Genomic DNA, 16,811 nt, shown 5'->3' on the forward strand with positions numbered 1-16,811 from the left:
ATTTTGCTAAGATAGCGGCCGATATTGACTCGCAGGCTCATAACGCACAGGTGATATTGTGGAGAAGGCTATCATTCCGCCGGAAAAGAAACCCTACCAGGAAATTGGTGATGATTTACGCGCACAGATTGCGCAGGGGCGCTATCCCATCGGGTCGCGCCTGCCGCCGGAACGCAATATCGCCGAGACCTACGGTGTGAGCCGGACCATCGTGCGTGAAGCGCTGCTGATGCTGGAGCTGCAGGGGACTGTCGATATTCGCCAGGGATCCGGGGTGTACGTTATGCGCATCCCGCACGAGGACGATAGTGAGGAAGAGCAGATGCTGAGCAGCGACGTTGGGCCGTTCGAAATTCTGCAGGCCCGCCAGTTGCTGGAGAGCAATATCGCCGCCTTTGCCGCAAAAATGGCTACCCGCGCCGATATTGATAATCTGAAGCGTATTATTGAACAGGAGCAGCGGGCTATTGCCGCCAACGATACCAGCCAGGATAACGCCCGGTTGTTTCACCTGGTGCTGGCCGGGGCAACGCAAAATCAGATGCTGCTGGCGACGGTCGAGCGCATCTGGCTGCAGATGGACAGCAGCCCGCTGTGGCAGCAGTTCAACGTGCATATTGCCAGTCGGGCGTATCGTCTGAAGTGGCTCGGCGACCGGCAAACGCTCCTCGCCGCCCTGCGCCGCCGCGACGTAATGGGGGCCTGGCAGGCGATGTGGCAGCATCTCGAAAATGTGAAAAACAGCCTGCTGGAGCTGTCCGATGAAGACGCGCCGGACTTTGACGGCTATCTATTTGAATCAGTTCCTATTTTTCAGGGGAAGCTGGTGTGATTATTCAGCCGCTCTACGCCGCGCCGCAGCACGCTTCAAAGGTGACAGAATGGCTATGGCAGGCGTTTGGCGGCGACGCGTTACCGCAGGCGTTCTTCGCCAGTATTGTTGAACATAGCCAGACGGCGGGGGCGCTTCCGGTGACCTTCATTGCCGTTGAGAATGAAACGCTGCTGGGAACCGTTGGCCTGTGGCGCTGCGATTTAATCAGCCGTCAGGACTTGTATCCGTGGATGGCGGCGCTCTACGTTGCGCCAGAAGCGCGGGGGAAGGGGTTGGCAGGAAAACTACAGCAGCACGTTATCGAATATGCCCGGACGCTAGGTTATTGCGAGCTGTTTCTCTACTCCGCTTGTCGCGATTTTTATGAGCGTTACGGCTGGCAGTATATCGGCGAAGGCCTGGATTACCCGGCCACCGCCGTCAGTTTATACCGCTACGATTTATCGCCATCGAGGGGGGCGATCACCGAGTGACGGCGGACCAGCGTCGGGCTGAAAAGGTGGGTTATTTCGGGCGCAGGGCGGTGTTCCGCCAGCGCTAACGCCAGCTCGGCGGCCTGAGTCGCCATGGTCACAATCGGATAGCGTACGGTGGTCAGGCGCGGGCGCACGTAGCGTGAAATCAGCACATCATCAAAGCCGATCAGCGAAATCTCGCGCGGCACATCAATACCGTTATCGTTTAGTACGCCCATCGCACCGGCGGCCATTGAGTCGTTATAGCAGGCAACAGCGGTAAAGTTTCTTCCGCGCCCGAGTAGCTCGGTCATCGCCTGTTCCCCGCCGCTCTCATCGGGCTCGGCAAAGGTTACCAGCCGATCGTTGCATGGCAGATTGCTCTCTTTTAACGCTGCGTAATAACCCTGCAGGCGGTCTTCGGCATCGGAAATAACGTGGTTTGAGCAGAGATAGCCAATACGCGTGTGCCCTTGCTGAATCAGATGGCGAGTCGCCAGCCATGCGCCGTAGCGGTCATCCAGCGCCACGCAGCGCTGCTCGAAGCCCGGCAGGATGCGGTTAATCAATACCATGCCGGGGATTTGCTTCATCAGCGAGGCCAGTTCGTCATCGGGGATGATTTTTGCGTGGACCACCAGAGCGGCGCAGCGGTGGCGAATCAGCTGTTCAATCGCCTGACGCTCTTTATGAATGCTGTGATAACCGTTGCCGATCAGCAAAAAATTGCCAGTATTGTAGGCTACCTGCTCGACGGCTTTGACCATTGCACCGAAGAACGGGTCAGAGACATCGCCCACCACCAGGCCGACGGTTTCCGTTGATTGTTGCGCCAGCGCGCGGGCGTTGGCGTTGGGATGATAATTTAGCGCTTCCATCGCCTCACCCACCGACTGGCGCGAGGCTTCGCTGGCTTTCGGGGAATTGTTAATAACGCGAGAAACGGTAGCGACGGAAACTCCTGCGAGTCGGGCTACATCCTTAATTGTCGCCATACCATGCCTTTTTTAGGGTAAGCGTTTACATACTGTTTATGTTACGGGAAAGTGCGGCAGATTCAAGGTCGGGCGACCTTGGGTTGACGCAATTGTGATACAGATTAGCCTTGTGGGTGAAATAGTTACCCACAGGCAACCCGTGAATGATTCCGGGAATGGATAATTCACACCTTTGCTTACACTTTGCGATTAGCTGTTGCGAATGTTCGCTGGTTTACCCATTCAATGCATTGATATTCTGGCTATCCCAGAGGTATTGATAGGTGGAGTCGACTTCAGGTTGACCACTCTAATTACACCAGCCTGCGCAGATGCGCAGGTTTTTTTTTGCCCATCGTTAGCCATTGTTACAGTTACCGAAAATAGCAATAACTGGTTGCACTTAGGCTCATTCCCTTGCGTTTTATGGCTGGTAGCGGCGGGTGAAAAAACGAGACAATCAGGATCCCAGAGGTATTGATTGGTGAGTTTCTTAAGTACGCTCTTCGTACTGATTATCTTGCACCGACCTGCGCGGATGCGCAGGTTTTTTTTGCTCTGAATTCCGCCCTCCATACTGCATTTCCCGCGCCTTCTCGTGTAACCTGCTTTGACTGATTAACCGGTCAAACGGAGTTGTTATGCTTTTGGGATTTTTTAGACTGCTTTTCAAAGGATTGTACCGGGTAAAGCTAACCGGTGACACGCAGGCACTGTACCAGCAAAAGGTACTGATTACGCCAAACCATGTCTCATTTATTGATGGCGTACTGCTGGCGCTCTTCTTGCCGGTGCGTCCTGTCTTTGCGGTGTACTCCTCGATTACCGATCGCTGGTTTATGCGCGCGCTAAAGCCGATTATTGATTTTGTCCCGCTGGATCCAACCAAACCGATGTCGATTAAGCATCTGGTACGCCTGATTGAGCAGGGGCGTCCGGTAGTGATTTTCCCGGAAGGGCGAATTACGGTGAGCGGTTCGCTGATGAAAATTTATGACGGCGCGGCCTTTGTGGCGGCGAAGTCGCAGGCGACCATTGTACCGCTGCGAATCGAAGGCGCAGAACTCACGCCCTTTAGCCGCCTGAAGGGGCTGGTCAAGCGCCGCCTGTTCCCGCGTATTCAGCTGCATGTGCTGCCGCCGACGCTTCTGGCGATGCCGGATGCGCCGCGCGCCCGCGACCGGCGTAAAATTGCCGGTGAAATGCTGCATCAAATTATGATGGAAGCGCGGATGGCGGTACGTCCCCGTGAAACGCTGTATGAGGCGCTGCTGGCGGCCCAGAACCGCTTCGGCGCGGGCAAAAACTGCGTGGAAGATATCAATTTTCAGCCGGATACCTACCGTAAGCTGCTGACCAAAACCCTGTTTGTGGCGCGTATTCTGGAAAAATACAGCGCCCAGGGCGAGAAAATCGGCCTGATGCTGCCGAATGCCGGGATCAGCGCGGCGGTGATTTTTGGCGCGATTGCCCGCGGGCGGATCCCGGCGATGATGAACTATACCGCCGGGGTCAAAGGTCTGAGCAGCGCCATTACCGCCGCAGAAATCAAAACCATATTTACCTCTCGTACCTTCCTGGATAAAGGTAAACTCTGGCATCTGCCGGAGCAATTGACCCAGGTGCGCTGGGTGTTTCTCGAAGATTTAAAAGGCGACGTCACCGCTGCCGATAAGCTGTGGATCTTTGGTCATTTGCTGATGCCGAAGCTGGCGCAGGTTAAACAACAGCCGGAAGATGCGGCGATGATCCTGTTTACCTCTGGCTCGGAAGGCAACCCGAAAGGCGTAGTACATAGCCATAAAAGCCTGTTGGCTAACGTCGAGCAGATTAAAACCATCGCTGACTTTACCGCCAATGACCGCTTTATGTCGGCGCTGCCGCTGTTTCACTCCTTTGGTCTGACGGTCGGCCTGCTGACGCCATTGTTTACCGGTGCAGAAGTCTTTCTCTATCCCAGCCCGCTGCATTATCGCGTGGTGCCGGAGCTGGTGTATGACCGTAACTGTACCGTGCTGTTCGGTACTTCAACCTTCCTTGCCAACTACGCTCGCTTCGCCAATCCGTATGACTTTTATCGCTTGCGTTACGTTGTCGCCGGGGCGGAGAAGCTGCAGGAGAGTACAAAGCAAATCTGGCAGGACAAGTTTGGTCTGCGCATTCTTGAAGGCTACGGCGTCACCGAATGCGCGCCGGTGGTCTCCATTAACGTCCCCATGGCGGCGAAAGTGGGCACCGTTGGCCGCATTCTGCCGGGGATGGACGCTCGTCTGCTGGCAATGCCCGGAATTGAAGAAGGGGGCCGCTTGCAGCTGAAAGGGCCGAATATCATGAACGGCTATCTGCGAGTGGAAAATCCCGGCGTACTGGAAGCGCCATCGGCTGAAAATCAGCACGGTGAAGTGGGAATCGGCTGGTATGACACCGGGGATATTGTCACCTTTGACGAGCAGGGCTATGTGCGGATTCAGGGCCGCGCGAAGCGTTTTGCCAAAATCGCCGGTGAGATGGTGTCACTGGAGATGGTTGAGCAGGTGGCGCTGGCGGTTTCCCCGGACAAAATGCACGCCACGGCCATTAAACAGGATGCCAGCAAAGGTGAGGCGCTGGTGCTGTTTACTACCGATAATGAACTGAATCGTGAAAAACTGCTGCGCTATGCCCGTGAGCATGGCGTACCGGAGCTGGCGGTACCGCGCGACATTCGCTGGCTGAAGCAGCTCCCTCTGCTGGGCAGCGGCAAGCCGGATTTTGTCACCCTTAAAGGCATGGTTGAACAGACGGAATATTCGCATGAGTGAGTCAGTACACACTAACAATTCGCTGTACTCGAAAGGGATGATGGCGGTTATTTGCGCCCAATTTCTTTCGGCATTTGGCGATAACGCGCTGCTGTTCGCCACTCTGGCGCTGATGAAGCAGCTGTTTTACCCGGAGTGGAGTCAGCCGGTATTGCAGATGCTGTTTGTGGGCGCTTACATTCTTTTCGCGCCATTTGTCGGGCAGTTTGCCGATAGCTTCGCTAAAGGGCGGGTGATGATGGTCGCTAATGGGCTGAAGCTTATCGGCGCAGGCTGCATCTGCTTCGGCGTGAACCCGTTTATTGGCTACACGTTAGTGGGCATTGGCGCAGCCGCCTATTCTCCAGCCAAATACGGTATCCTCGGCGAGCTGACGACCGGTGATAAGTTAGTGAAAGCTAACGGCTTGATGGAGTCTTCAACCATTGCGGCGATACTGCTTGGCTCAATGGCTGGCGGTGTTCTGGCTGATTGGCATGTTGTTGCGGCGCTCAGCGTCTGCGCGGTGGTGTATGCCGGAGCGGTGGTAGCCAACCTGTGGATCCCGAAGCTGCCCGCGGCGCGTCCGGGGCAGTCATGGCGCTTTAAGCCGATGACTCACAGTTTCTTTAGCGCCTGCACCACGCTCTGGCGTAACGGTGAGACCCGCTTTTCGTTAGTCGGTACGAGCCTGTTCTGGGGAGCGGGCGTGACGCTGCGTTTTCTGTTGGTGCTGTGGGTGCCGGTGGCGCTGGGCATTACCAGTAACGCCATGCCGACCTATCTTAACGCCATGGTGGCGGTGGGGATTGTGTTGGGAGCCGGCGCGGCGGCGAAGCTGGTCACGCTGGAAACGGTGTCCCGCTGTATGCCAGCCGGGATATTGATTGGCGTGGCGGTTATCTTTTTCGCCATCCAGCAGGCGCTGCTGCCGGCGTTTGCTCTGCTGCTGCTGCTCGGCGCGTTCGGTGGTTTCTTTATCGTACCGTTGAATGCGCTGCTCCAGGAGCGAGGGAAGCATACGGTTGGCGCGGGTAACGCTATCGCGGTGCAGAATCTCGGCGAGAACGTGGCGATGCTGCTGATGCTGGGCCTCTATTCGCTAGCGGTGAGCATCGGTATTCCGGTGGTTGGTGTAGGGATTGGCTTTGGCGCGGTGTTTGCTCTGGCGATCGCCGCCCTGTGGATTTGGGGACGGCGCAAATAATCTCCCGGAGGCGGCGCGTTGCGCCTGTCCGGGCTACAAAACCGCACGAACGTGTAGCCCGGGTAAGGCGTTTACGCCGCGACCCGGGCTTTCCTGTCTTACGGTGCCGGGTAGGTATAAACCTGATGCACCGCTTCAATCTCCGCTAATACCTCTTCGCTCAGCTCCAGGTGCAGGCTCTCAACGTTAGTCTTGAGTTGCTCCATGGTCGTTGCCCCGAGAAGGGTGCTGGCGACAAACGGCTGACGGCGCACGAAGGCCAGCGCCATCTGAGCCGGGTCAATATTGTGACGCTTAGCGATATCGACATAGGCTGCCACCGCTTTCTGCGTCTGCTCTCCGCTATAGCGAGTAAAGCGGCTGAACAGCGTATTGCGCGCCCCTGCTGGCTTCGCGCCGTTGAGGTATTTCCCGGTCAGCGTACCGAACGCCAGACAGGAATAGGCCAGCAGCTCCACGCCCTCGTATTGGCTCACTTCCGCCAGACCCACTTCATAGCTGCGGTTTACCAGACTGTATGGGTTCTGGATAGTGACAATGCGCGGCAGATCGTGCTTGTCCGCCAGATGGAGATAGCGCATCACGCCAAACGCCGTTTCGTTAGAAACGCCGATATAGCGAATCTTCCCGGCGCGCTGGAACTCAGCGAGTGCTTCCAGGGTATCCAACAGCGTAACAACCGGCGCGGAATCGGCCCAGGCGTAGCCCAGCTTACCGAAACAGTTGGTTGGCCGCTGCGGCCAGTGGACCTGATAGAGGTCGAGATAATCGGTCTGCAGGCGCTTCAGGCTGTCATGCAGCGCCTCGCGGATATTTTTACGATCCAGCTTGTGGTTGGGACGGATGCTACTGTCGTTGTTGCGGGCAGGGCCGCTCACTTTGGAGGCGATAACTAGCTTCTCGCGATTGCCGCGCTTAGCCAGCCAGTTACCGACGTAGGTTTCCGTCAGGCCTTGGGTTTCCGGGCGCGGCGGGACAGGATACATTTCAGCGACATCAATCAGGTTAATGCCCTGACTCACAGCGTAATCGAGCTGCTCGTGCGCGTCTGCCTCGCTATTCTGCTCACCAAACGTCATTGTGCCCAGCCCCAGCGTGCTGATTTCAAGAGAACTGTGTGGGATACGGTGATACTGCATAGCCGGCTTCCTTTTTTTATCAACAAGGTCAGGCTTTCCCCGACAAAGGAATATAAAAATGGCAGAGGGGGAGAAAAAGGGGAAGTAAAAAGATCAAAAAAGCCGGGCCGGCGGAATCTGGCCTGATTTATCCTGGCGGATATATCGGGTTTATCCCGACTCTTTTCTTAATGCTGAAGAATGATGAAAAGCGGCCTGACTATGCGATAAATGACTAATCGCCACCAGGCGCAAAGACTTAACGCTTAATAATCTGGGAAACGTCGTCACGGTTAATCTGCATTTTATTACCCTGCTGATCTTCGTAACTGATAAGACCGGTGTCGTCGTCTATTGCAGGTTTGCCATCGGTCAGAATCATGCGACCGTCTTTAGTTGCCATAACGTAATCGCTGCTGCAACCGGAAACCGAGAACGCCAGTCCTACGGCGGAAATTAATACTGCCCATTTTTTCATCGTTATCACCCCTATTATGGCCGCACCTCGTACCAGTATATTAATAGCCTGATTTGTGAGACATAAAAAGCAGTTAAGTCTTAAAAAAGGATTGCAGCCCGTTTCAGGGCTGCATTTTAGCGGGCTACAGCGGATTTTTTTTATTTCGCAGCAGGTTGAGGCTCTCAACCGCAATGGAAAAGAACATGGCGAAATAGATGTAGCCTTTCGGTACGTGCACGTCGAAACTTTCAAGCATCAGCGTGAAGCCGACGAGGATCAAAAACGACAGCGCCAGCATTTTCACCGAAGGATGGCGATCAACAAAATCGCCTATCGAACGGGCGGCAACCATCATCACCAGCACAGCGATAACCACTGCCGCCATCATAATGAACAGATGATCTGATAGCCCGACGGCGGTGATCACCGAATCGAGGCTGAAAATGATATCCAGCAGCATAATCTGCACGATAGCGCCCATAAATGAATGAACGTTAGTTTTCAGCCCTTCTTCTTCCCCTTCAATGGATTCGTGAATCTCTTTACTTGCTTTCCAGATCAGAAACAGTCCGCCGAGCAGTAAGATCAGATCGCGAAAAGAGATCTCCTGACCAAGCACGGTAAACAATGGATTGGTGAGTTTAACGACCCACGCAATTGACGCCAGCAGCGCCAGACGCATGATCATCGCACCCATTAGCCCGATGCGGCGGGCGTGCGCCCGTTGCGCAGTGGGCAGTTTCGCCACAACCAGAGAGAGGAAAATAATATTATCGATCCCGAGCACTATCTCCAGCAGCGTCAGCGTACCAAGCGCCAGCCAGGCGTTAGGATCGGTTACCCATGCAAATAACATCGTTCAAAGTCCTGCAAAATAGAAAGAAGCAATTATATGCAAGCGTCATGGCAGAACAAAAAATTAATCATCTCCAGGCCGTTATTTCGAGGAGAGAAGGAAATGGCGGGCCAGCAGGGCGGCGGTAAAGTTTTTCTTCAGATAGAAACCACGCGGTAAGGTGAGAATCGGTTCGCCGTGGGCGCCTACGGCTTCGGTTAGCGCTTTACTGTTTGCCGCTTTCGGACGCAGTTGCAGCACCTCGCCGTGGCGGGCTGTGATGCGCTCAACTTGCCCAAGAACGATCAGGTCCATTAGCTCTTCCCAATCCATGCGTAGCTGGCGATCTTCTTCTTCGCTGGGGCTCCATAGCAGCGGCGCGCCCACGCGGCGATCGGCAAGTGGAATCGTTCGCTCTCCTTCTACCGGTACCCACAGCACGCGCTTGAGCTTATGGCGCACATGGCTGCTCTCCCAGGTGACGCCACTGTTACCGGTCAGAGGCGCGACGCAGACGAAAGTGGTCTCCAGCGGGCGACCTGAAGAATCAACAGGGATAGTTTTTAGCTCGACGCCAAGGGCGGCGAAATCCTGTTCGGGCTTGCTGCCTGCGCTGGCGCCGAGCCAGATTTCCAGCAGGATGCCGATCCAGCCTTTATCACGTTTTAAATCACGTGGAATTGGGATTCCAGCAAGCGCGGCCAATTCACCCAGCGAATAGCCCGCCAGCTGCTGCGCCTGAGCCAGAAGTTGCTCCTGACTTTGCGGTGGCGATAAGAGCGGCGCGACGGTCGACATAGTGTAAAACCTCTGGCTAAAAAATGAGCGGTAATTTCATCCGTTGTGGATAGAGTTTACCTTTTCTTGGGTAAGTATGACAATTTGATGATTCGTATGGGTTTTTTTGCAGTTTTTTGCCGCCGTAAAAAGAGTCATCCCGGGTTTTCCAGAACTGGTCACCGACAATGAACAGGATCTTACACCATGTTATCCACAGAAAAATGGGATAACTGGGGAAAAGCCCCACTACTGTTTTCATTTACAGCCTTGACGTGAGAGGAAAATCGAGTTTTTAGACAAAATATGCCCAGTGCGCTTGCGTAATCTGTGGATAAAACCAACATTGCTCGATCTTTCATCAGTTCCAGGATCGCATATGTGACGATCGTCACGTTACGCTGTGAATTATGAAATTTTAACATGCTAACTTAATGAAAATTAGGTCATTATTATCGTGTGTCATTACTACGTTGTTCGGATTACTCCGGGTTTTCCCTGGTTAATTCCGTACTTCTTCACAACTCTATCCACAGAAAAAGTGAATAAAATCGTCCGGAGAGGGCTTTCGCTGTTTATAACTCCGGGTATTACTGTGAGTTATTCAAATGTTATTCGATCTCATCGCGCTCACAGAGTGGTTTACCGTTTCCAGCGAGTGTGAAACAATCATTCACATTGAAGCTTATTTTGAGGTAGTCCGGTGATTGATGACGATGGCTACCGCCCAAATGTCGGTATTGTAATCTGTAATCGCCAGGGCCAGGTTATGTGGGCCAGGCGCTATGGTCAGCACTCGTGGCAGTTCCCGCAAGGGGGCATTAACCCAGGAGAATCAGCAGAGCAGGCGATGTATCGGGAATTGTTCGAAGAAGTTGGGTTAAGCCGCAAAGATGTGCGGATCCTGGCTTCAACCCGTAACTGGTTGCGTTACAAATTGCCTAAACGTTTGGTGCGTTGGGACACAAAGCCGGTATGTATCGGCCAGAAACAGAAGTGGTTTCTCCTGCAATTGATCGGCAGTGATGCGGACGTCAATATGCAAACCAGCAGTACACCTGAGTTTGATGGCTGGCGATGGGTAAGCTATTGGTACCCGGTGCGTCAGGTGGTGTCGTTTAAGCGCGACGTATACCGCAGGGTGATGAAAGAGTTTGCCAGCGTCACTATGGCTCTGACAGAAAGCACACCTAAGCCGCAAAGCGCGCCTGCATATCGACGTAAAAGAGGTTAAGCCACGCACATTATGCTCACTCGGTTGCGAGAAATAGTCGAGAAGGTCGCGAGTGCGCCGCGTTTAAACGAGGCGCTGGATATCCTGGTAACCGATGTCTGCGCCGCGATGGAGACGGAAGTCTGTTCGGTTTATCTGGCTGACAATGACCGACGCTGTTATTACCTGATGGCGACTCGCGGGTTGAAAAAGCCCCGCGGGCGTATCGTTGCGCTCGCTTTTGATGAAGGACTGGTCGGCCTGGTTGGTCGCCTGGCGGAGCCCATTAACCTCGCCGATGCGCAAAAGCACCCCAGTTTTAAATATATTCCCGCAGTAAAAGAGGGTCGCTTTCGCGCCTTCCTCGGTGTACCGATTATCCAGCGGCGTCAGCTGCTCGGTGTGCTGGTGGTGCAGCAGCGTGAGCTGCGTCAGTTTGATGAAAGCGAGGAGTCTTTCCTTGTCACCCTGGCCACGCAAATCGCCGGCATTCTTTCTCAATCCCAACTAAATGCGCTGTTTGGTCAATACCGCCAGACCCGCATCCGCGCGCTGCCCGCTTCATCAGGCGTCGCGATAGCCGAAGGCTGGATGGACGTCAGCCTGCCGCTGATGGAGCAGGTTTATGAAGCTTCCACGCTTGATACTGCTTCTGAGCGGGAAAGGTTGACCGGCGCGCTGGAAGAGGCGGCCAACGAGTTTCGTCGCTACAGCAAGCGCTACTCTGCCGGAGCGCAGAAAGAGACGGCGGCAATCTTTGACCTCTATTCACACCTGCTTTCCGACGCGCGCCTGCGCCGCGAGCTGTTTGCCGAAGTGGATAAAGGCGCGGTGGCTGAATGGGCGGTGAAGAAGATCATCGAGAAGTTTGCTGAGCAGTTTGCCGCGCTTAGCGACGGCTATCTGAAAGAGCGCGCGGGCGATTTGCGCACGCTGGGTCAGCGGCTGCTTTTCCATCTCGATGACAGTATTCAGGGTCCAAATACCTGGCCGGAGCGCATCGTGCTGGTAGCGGACGAGCTGTCGGCCACGACTCTGGCTGAGGTCCCTCAGGATCGTTTAGCGGGCGTGGTGGTCCGCGATGGTGCGGCTAACTCGCACGCTGCGATTATGGTCCGTGCGCTGGGTATTCCGACGGTAATGGGGGCGGATATTCAGCCTTCTCTGCTGCACGGTCATACCCTGATCGTCGACGGCTATCGCGGCGAGCTGCTGGTGGACCCTGAGCCGGTACTGTTGCAAGAGTATCAGCGCCTGATCAGCGAAGAAAACGAGCTTAGCCGCCTGGCGGAGGACGATCTTGAACGCGCTTCCGAGCTGAAAAGCGGTGAGCGGGTAAAAGTGATGCTCAACGCGGGGCTAAGCCCTGAGCACGAAGAAAAACTGGGCAATTTTGTCGACGGCATTGGCCTGTACCGTACCGAAATCCCCTTTATGCTGCAAAGCGGCTTCCCCTCTGAAGAGGAGCAGGTCGCCCAGTATCAGGGCATGCTGCAGATGTTCAACGACAAATCGGTGACCCTGCGTACGCTGGATATCGGTGCGGATAAACAGCTGCCGTATATGCCAATCAGCGAAGAGAACCCGTGTCTTGGCTGGCGCGGTATTCGGATCACGCTCGATCAGCCGGAGATCTTCCTGGTGCAGGTCCGCGCGATGCTGCGTGCCAACGCGGCGACCGGAAACCTCAGTATCCTGCTGCCGATGGTGACCAGTCTGGATGAAGTAGATGAAGCCCGACGCCTTATCGACCGTGCCAGCCGTGAAGTGGAAGAGATGATCGGTTATGCCATCCCACGCCCGCGTCTTGGCGTGATGCTGGAAGTGCCGTCGATGGTCTTTATGCTGCCGCAGCTGGCTAACCGCGTCGATTTTATCTCCGTTGGCACCAACGACCTGACGCAATACATTTTAGCCGTGGATCGGAACAATACCCGCGTCGCCAGTATGTATGACAGTCTGCATCCGGGTGTCCTCAGGGCGCTGGCAATGATTGCCCGCGACGCCGAGCGTTTTGGTATCGACCTGCGCCTTTGCGGGGAGATGGCGGGCGATCCGATGTGTGTCACGATCCTGATAGGCCTGGGTTATCGCCATCTGTCGATGAACGGCCGCTCGGTGGCGAGGGTGAAATATCTGCTGCGCCGCATTGATATCAATGAAGCTCAGGAGCTTTCCCACCGCAGTCTGGAAGCGCAGATGACCGCCGAAGTACGCCATCAGGTTGCGGCTTTCATGGAGCGACGCGGCCTCGGCGGCCTGATCCGCGGCGGCCGTTAGCGGTTGTTATTGAACGGGCTACAAGTTTGGTAGCCCGGACAGGCGCAACGCGCCGCCTCCGGGAAATGCATCAACGCTCATTCGCATTCGTATACATATCTTTTACATGTCCGACGCGGATCGCTCCTGGCGCTTATGCTATCATTCGCAGCCTTTGGAGCGTCCGTTTCTGGCGGACGCGAACGATCCCCGCTGTCCACTTTCGGCGGAATAACAAGTCTTTATGGTGACAGATGAATAGTGGCTACCTGCATTTTCCGGAGTTTGATCCGGTAATATTTTCCATTGGACCGGTCTCCCTCCACTGGTACGGCCTGATGTACCTGGTCGGGTTTGTTTTTGCGATGTGGTTGGCCACCCGTCGGGCCAATCGTCCAGGCAGCGGCTGGACAAAAAACGAAGTTGAAAACCTGCTGTACGCCGGATTTCTCGGCGTCTTCCTCGGCGGGCGTCTCGGCTATGTCTTTTTCTACAATCTGCCGGTCTTCCTTGACGATCCGCTCTATCTGTTCCGCGTCTGGGACGGCGGCATGTCCTTCCACGGTGGTCTGATCGGCGTGATTCTGGTGATGATCATCTTTGCTAAACGCACCAAGCGCACCTTTTTCCAGGTATCCGACTTTATTGCACCGCTGATTCCGTTTGGTCTCGGTGCCGGGCGTCTGGGCAACTTTATCAACGGTGAACTATGGGGCCGCGTCGATCCGAGCTTCCACTATACGATGATTTTCCCTGGCTCTCGTGCGGAAGATATGGCGCTGCTGCCGTCGCATCCCGAGTGGCAATCGCTATTTGACACCTACGGCGCGCTGCCGCGTCATGCCTCGCAGCTGTATGAACTGGCGCTGGAAGGCGTGGTGCTGTTCCTGATCCTGAACCTGTTTATCCGCAAACCGCGTCCGGCGGGTTCGGTTTCCGGTTTGTTCCTGATTGGCTATGGACTGTTCCGTATCATCGTGGAATTCTTCCGCCAGCCTGATGCGCAGTTTACCGGCGGCTGGGTACAGTACATCAGTATGGGGCAGATTCTTTCGATTCCGATGGTGCTTGCGGGTATCATAATGATGGTCTGGGCGTACCGTTGTCGTCCGCAGCAACAAAACTCTTGAGGAACCATGAAACAGTATCTTGATTTGATGCAGAAAGTGCTCGACGAGGGCACGCAAAAAAATGACCGCACCGGTACCGGCACCGTCTCTATTTTCGGCCACCAGATGCGTTTTAACCTGCAGGAAGGATTCCCGTTGGTGACGACCAAGCGCTGTCATTTACGCTCCATCATCCATGAACTGCTGTGGTTCCTGCAGGGTGACACCAACGTAGCGTATTTGCACGAAAACAACGTGACCATCTGGGACGAGTGGGCGGATGAAAACGGCGATCTGGGGCCGGTCTACGGCAAGCAGTGGCGTTCCTGGCCCGCGCCGGATGGTCGTCATATCGACCAGATCACTACCGTGATGGAACAGCTGAAAAACGACCCGGACTCACGCCGTATCATCGTCTCGGCCTGGAACGTCGGTGAGCTGAATAAAATGGCGCTGGCCCCGTGCCACGCGTTCTTCCAGTTCTACGTGGCGGACGGCAAGCTTTCCTGCCAGCTCTATCAGCGTTCTTGTGATGTGTTCCTCGGCCTGCCGTTCAATATCGCCAGCTACGCGCTGCTGGTGCATATGGTGGCGCAGCAGTGCGAACTCGAAGTAGGCGATTTTGTCTGGACCGGCGGCGATACGCACCTGTACAGCAACCACATGGAGCAGACGCACCTGCAGCTGAGCCGTGAACCTCGTGCGCTGCCGAAGCTGATCATCAAACGTAAACCGGCGTCGATATTTGACTACCGCTTTGAAGACTTCGAAATCGAAGGCTACGACCCGCACCCTGGAATTAAAGCGCCAGTGGCGATTTAATCTGTAAGTGATGATGCAAAACCGGTGCCTGCGAGCGCCGGTTTTTTTATGCGCCAACTACGCTAAACGCTAGCTATTAAACCGCCGCCAAAGCGCATTTTTGCGAGCCGGTTTCCCGCAGATTTGTAACCCATTGCAACGCCTTAAATCCTCTCCGACGCGCGACGCAAACCAGCATTTTACCGTTCGTATCAAACATCACCGCCAGGCATACTCGGCCCATGAACAGAGAACTTGGCTATACCCTGATAGAAACCCTGGTCACGATGACGCTGGTCGTGATTCTGAGCGCCAGCGGGCTTTATGGCTGGCAGAGCTGGCAACAGCAGCAGCGCCTGTGGCAAACCGCCTGCCAGGTCCGCGACTATCTGGTGTTGTTACGCGATGACGCCAACTGGCACAACCGTGATCGGGTATTAAACGTCGGTCAGAGCGTGGAGGGATGGTGCCTGAGCGCCGGCGATGCGATGACTGATTGTAGCATCAGGAACGCTTTTACCCTGCAGCCGATGTGGCCGGAGGTTTCGCTCAGCACAATGACGCCGGGGCTGGGTTTTTACGGCCTGCGCAATACCGCCTGGGCCGGGCATATCCGGCTGCAAAGCGCGGCGGGCGGCTGGAATATTATTGTCTCTAACTGGGGGCGAATCCGCCTCTGCCGCAGCGAGGAGACGGCATCATGCCTGTAAAATGCAGCGGTTTTTCACTACCAGAAACGTTAATCGCGATGGCTATCAGCTCCGTGTTATTACTCGGAAGCGCGCGTTTTCTTCCGGCGCTGCAGTGGGCTGCGCTTCGCCAGACCCGGCAGCAGTCCCTGGAAAATGAGCTCTGGCAGCGAATCTATACCGTGGCGAAGCATTTGCAGCGCGCCGGTTATTGTCGTGGTCAATGTAGCGGAGCGGCGCTCTATATCGCAGGCAGCGGTGATTGCCTGCTTGTTCGCTGGGATAGCAACAGCGATGGGGTCTGGAATACTTCTCCGCCGTCTGAATCCGACACCACGGGGTTTCGGCTGCGCGACGGCGCGCTGGAAACCCTGCGAGGGGCCACTGACTGTAGTGGAAAAGGCTGGGAGAAAATGACCAACCCGGCGGCGATTAAGGTCACTACGTTTCAGGTTACCCGGCAGAATAAAGCGGAGTTCTCACCTGAATTCTCGATAACGCTGGCGGCGCAATCCGCTGCCGATCTGCAAATTCACGCGCGGGCGGAATACAGCGTAACGGGATATAACCTGTGAATCGCCAGCGCGGTCTCTCTTCGCTGTTAATGGTGCTCCTGCTTCTGGCGCTCGGCAGTTTGCTGCTTCAAGGGCTGAACCAGCAGCAGCGCTCTTTGTTTGCGCAGACGGCCAGTGAGACGCAGGCGCTTCGCGATACTGCTGGCGCACACTCCGCGCTGCAGTGGGGAAAGGGACTCTCCTGGCCGCCAGAGGATGCGGTGAGCTGTCAGCAGGATGAGTCGCTCGGCTGGCGCGCCTGCCTGCGTCTCTTCAGCGACGACTCAGTATTGCTGATTGGCGGCAGCGGCACTATGCAGCTGTGGCAATCCGGCACGGTGGAACAAAACAGCCTGCGCTTTTCTCCCCATGGCTGGAGCGATTTCTGCCCGCTAAAGGAGGTCAGCTTATGTCGGATGCCCTGAGGCGACAGCGCGGGTTCAGCCTGCCGGAAACTCTGTTGGCTTTGGTGCTGCTGATCATGACCATTACCGCGCTGGCAGGCTATCAGCGCGGGCTGGCCAACGGCTTCATGCAGCTTAATCAATATCGTCAGCTGTGGCGTGATGCGTGGCGGTTTAGTCAGTTGCATCCGCCAGCGGTTGCTGACAATCGCCAGGTATCCCGCATGCAGACATCAGTGCAAAGATGTGTCAGCATCACGGTAACGATCACCATGCCCGCAGCCAGGCGGGCGCAGATGACCCGGCTGCATTGCCCGGTCAGTCAGTAGCCAGGAGCG

The 16,811-nt window shown here is 55.5% G+C and carries 17 protein-coding genes and 1 pseudogene; 12 read left to right on the forward strand and 6 right to left on the reverse strand.

Going from position 1 to position 16,811, the window contains the following annotated elements; translation table 11 throughout:
• The first annotated feature begins 58 nt into the window (after positions 1 to 58).
• Positions 59 to 832 (forward strand): GntR family transcriptional regulator, encoded by a 774-nt coding sequence (locus FN082_RS26645; RefSeq protein WP_004105268.1) that lies wholly within the window; start codon positions 59 to 61, stop codon positions 830 to 832.
• Positions 829 to 1,308, forward strand: a complete 480-nt coding sequence (locus FN082_RS26650) for a GNAT family N-acetyltransferase (protein ID WP_139540168.1) — start codon at positions 829 to 831, stop codon at positions 1,306 to 1,308. Before FN082_RS26645 ends, FN082_RS26650 begins: the two co-directional genes overlap by 4 nt.
• On the opposite strand, the gene galR is transcribed toward FN082_RS26650, so the two are convergent.
• A complete protein-coding gene (gene galR, locus FN082_RS26655; RefSeq protein WP_139540167.1) occupies positions 1,269 to 2,285 on the reverse strand; it encodes an HTH-type transcriptional regulator GalR in 1,017 nt (338 codons plus the stop codon). The two genes, FN082_RS26650 and galR, sit on opposite strands and share 40 nt — an antisense overlap.
• A 623-nt stretch (positions 2,286 to 2,908) precedes the next feature.
• Between galR and aas the strand changes: the two genes are divergently transcribed.
• Entirely contained in the window at positions 2,909 to 5,068 is a 2,160-nt protein-coding gene (gene aas / locus FN082_RS26660; protein ID WP_142982671.1) for a bifunctional acyl-ACP--phospholipid O-acyltransferase/long-chain-fatty-acid--ACP ligase, read from the forward strand.
• Complete coding sequence (gene lplT, locus FN082_RS26665; protein ID WP_139540165.1) at positions 5,061 to 6,254, forward strand: lysophospholipid transporter LplT; 1,194 nt, start codon at positions 5,061 to 5,063, stop codon at positions 6,252 to 6,254. Before aas ends, lplT begins: the two co-directional genes overlap by 8 nt.
• Positions 6,255 to 6,352: 98 nt before the next feature.
• On the opposite strand, the gene FN082_RS26670 is transcribed toward lplT, so the two are convergent.
• From FN082_RS26670 to FN082_RS30525, 5 genes and pseudogenes are all read right to left on the reverse strand, one after another.
• Entirely contained in the window at positions 6,353 to 7,393 is a 1,041-nt protein-coding gene (locus FN082_RS26670) for an NADP(H)-dependent aldo-keto reductase (protein WP_139540164.1), read from the reverse strand.
• A 238-nt stretch (positions 7,394 to 7,631) separates the two neighbouring features.
• Positions 7,632 to 7,850, reverse strand: coding sequence for a YgdI/YgdR family lipoprotein (locus tag FN082_RS26675; protein ID WP_004105255.1), 219 nt, complete (start codon positions 7,848 to 7,850; stop codon positions 7,632 to 7,634).
• Positions 7,851 to 7,974: 124 nt separating this feature from the next.
• The gene (locus FN082_RS26680; protein ID WP_004105253.1) at positions 7,975 to 8,688 is read right to left on the reverse strand and encodes a TerC family protein; all 714 of its coding nucleotides are present in this window, start codon (positions 8,686 to 8,688) and stop codon (positions 7,975 to 7,977) included.
• A gap of 81 nt (positions 8,689 to 8,769) precedes the next feature.
• Positions 8,770 to 9,465 carry a DNA mismatch repair endonuclease MutH gene (mutH, locus tag FN082_RS26685; RefSeq protein WP_139540163.1) on the reverse strand — a complete coding sequence of 232 codons (696 nt, stop codon included), beginning with the start codon at positions 9,463 to 9,465 and terminating at the stop codon, positions 8,770 to 8,772.
• 88 nt (positions 9,466 to 9,553) lie between these two features.
• A pseudogene (locus FN082_RS30525) lies at positions 9,554 to 9,694 on the reverse strand (hypothetical protein); the annotation flags it as partial.
• Between the two features lie 453 nt (positions 9,695 to 10,147).
• On the opposite strand from FN082_RS30525, the gene rppH reads away from it, so the two are divergent.
• The 8 genes from rppH to FN082_RS26740 all read left to right on the forward strand — a co-directional run bounded on the left by rppH (position 10,148) and on the right by FN082_RS26740 (position 16,802).
• Entirely contained in the window at positions 10,148 to 10,678 is a 531-nt protein-coding gene (gene rppH / locus FN082_RS26705) for an RNA pyrophosphohydrolase (RefSeq protein WP_139540162.1), read from the forward strand.
• A gap of 12 nt (positions 10,679 to 10,690) precedes the next feature.
• Positions 10,691 to 12,937 carry a phosphoenolpyruvate--protein phosphotransferase gene (gene ptsP, locus FN082_RS26710; protein ID WP_139540161.1) on the forward strand — a complete coding sequence of 749 codons (2,247 nt, stop codon included), beginning with the start codon at positions 10,691 to 10,693 and terminating at the stop codon, positions 12,935 to 12,937.
• A gap of 233 nt (positions 12,938 to 13,170) precedes the next feature.
• Positions 13,171 to 14,046 (forward strand): prolipoprotein diacylglyceryl transferase, encoded by an 876-nt coding sequence (gene lgt, locus FN082_RS26715; RefSeq protein WP_139540160.1) that lies wholly within the window; start codon positions 13,171 to 13,173, stop codon positions 14,044 to 14,046.
• Positions 14,047 to 14,052: 6 nt separating this feature from the next.
• Entirely contained in the window at positions 14,053 to 14,847 is a 795-nt protein-coding gene (gene thyA, locus FN082_RS26720) for a thymidylate synthase (RefSeq protein ID WP_139540159.1), read from the forward strand.
• A 221-nt stretch (positions 14,848 to 15,068) separates the two neighbouring features.
• A complete protein-coding gene (locus FN082_RS26725; RefSeq protein WP_139540158.1) occupies positions 15,069 to 15,536 on the forward strand; it encodes a prepilin peptidase-dependent protein in 468 nt (155 codons plus the stop codon).
• Positions 15,527 to 16,090, forward strand: a complete 564-nt coding sequence (locus FN082_RS26730) for a prepilin peptidase-dependent protein (protein ID WP_139540157.1) — start codon at positions 15,527 to 15,529, stop codon at positions 16,088 to 16,090. The genes FN082_RS26725 and FN082_RS26730 overlap by 10 nt, the downstream gene beginning before the upstream one ends.
• A complete protein-coding gene (locus FN082_RS26735) occupies positions 16,087 to 16,494 on the forward strand; it encodes a DUF2509 family protein (protein WP_139540156.1) in 408 nt (135 codons plus the stop codon). The genes FN082_RS26730 and FN082_RS26735 overlap by 4 nt, the downstream gene beginning before the upstream one ends.
• The gene (locus FN082_RS26740) at positions 16,479 to 16,802 is read left to right on the forward strand and encodes a prepilin-type N-terminal cleavage/methylation domain-containing protein (RefSeq protein WP_139540155.1); all 324 of its coding nucleotides are present in this window, start codon (positions 16,479 to 16,481) and stop codon (positions 16,800 to 16,802) included. Before FN082_RS26735 ends, FN082_RS26740 begins: the two co-directional genes overlap by 16 nt.
• The last annotated feature ends 9 nt before the right edge of the window (positions 16,803 to 16,811 follow it).

Origin of the sequence: Klebsiella spallanzanii (assembly GCF_902158555.1) — a bacterium.
In the GTDB taxonomy this organism is placed as follows: domain Bacteria; phylum Pseudomonadota; class Gammaproteobacteria; order Enterobacterales; family Enterobacteriaceae; genus Klebsiella; species Klebsiella spallanzanii.

Bases quoted from the DNA above. Each gene is read 5' to 3' on its own strand.
- lplT (WP_139540165.1), top strand. From the start codon at position 5,061: ATGAGTGAGTCAGTACACACTAACAATTCGCTGTACTCGAAAGGGATG.
- FN082_RS26675 (WP_004105255.1), bottom strand. From the start codon at position 7,850: ATGAAAAAATGGGCAGTATTAATTTCCGCCGTAGGACTGGCGTTCTCG.
- FN082_RS26725 (WP_139540158.1), top strand. From the start codon at position 15,069: ATGAACAGAGAACTTGGCTATACCCTGATAGAAACCCTGGTCACGATG.
- galR (WP_139540167.1), bottom strand. From the start codon at position 2,285: ATGGCGACAATTAAGGATGTAGCCCGACTCGCAGGAGTTTCCGTCGCT.
- FN082_RS26730 (WP_139540157.1), top strand. From the start codon at position 15,527: ATGCCTGTAAAATGCAGCGGTTTTTCACTACCAGAAACGTTAATCGCG.
- lgt (WP_139540160.1), top strand. From the start codon at position 13,171: ATGAATAGTGGCTACCTGCATTTTCCGGAGTTTGATCCGGTAATATTT.
- thyA (WP_139540159.1), top strand. From the start codon at position 14,053: ATGAAACAGTATCTTGATTTGATGCAGAAAGTGCTCGACGAGGGCACG.
- FN082_RS26670 (WP_139540164.1), bottom strand. From the start codon at position 7,393: ATGCAGTATCACCGTATCCCACACAGTTCTCTTGAAATCAGCACGCTG.
- mutH (WP_139540163.1), bottom strand. From the start codon at position 9,465: ATGTCGACCGTCGCGCCGCTCTTATCGCCACCGCAAAGTCAGGAGCAA.
- FN082_RS26740 (WP_139540155.1), top strand. From the start codon at position 16,479: ATGTCGGATGCCCTGAGGCGACAGCGCGGGTTCAGCCTGCCGGAAACT.
- aas (WP_142982671.1), top strand. From the start codon at position 2,909: ATGCTTTTGGGATTTTTTAGACTGCTTTTCAAAGGATTGTACCGGGTA.
- ptsP (WP_139540161.1), top strand. From the start codon at position 10,691: ATGCTCACTCGGTTGCGAGAAATAGTCGAGAAGGTCGCGAGTGCGCCG.
- FN082_RS26680 (WP_004105253.1), bottom strand. From the start codon at position 8,688: ATGTTATTTGCATGGGTAACCGATCCTAACGCCTGGCTGGCGCTTGGT.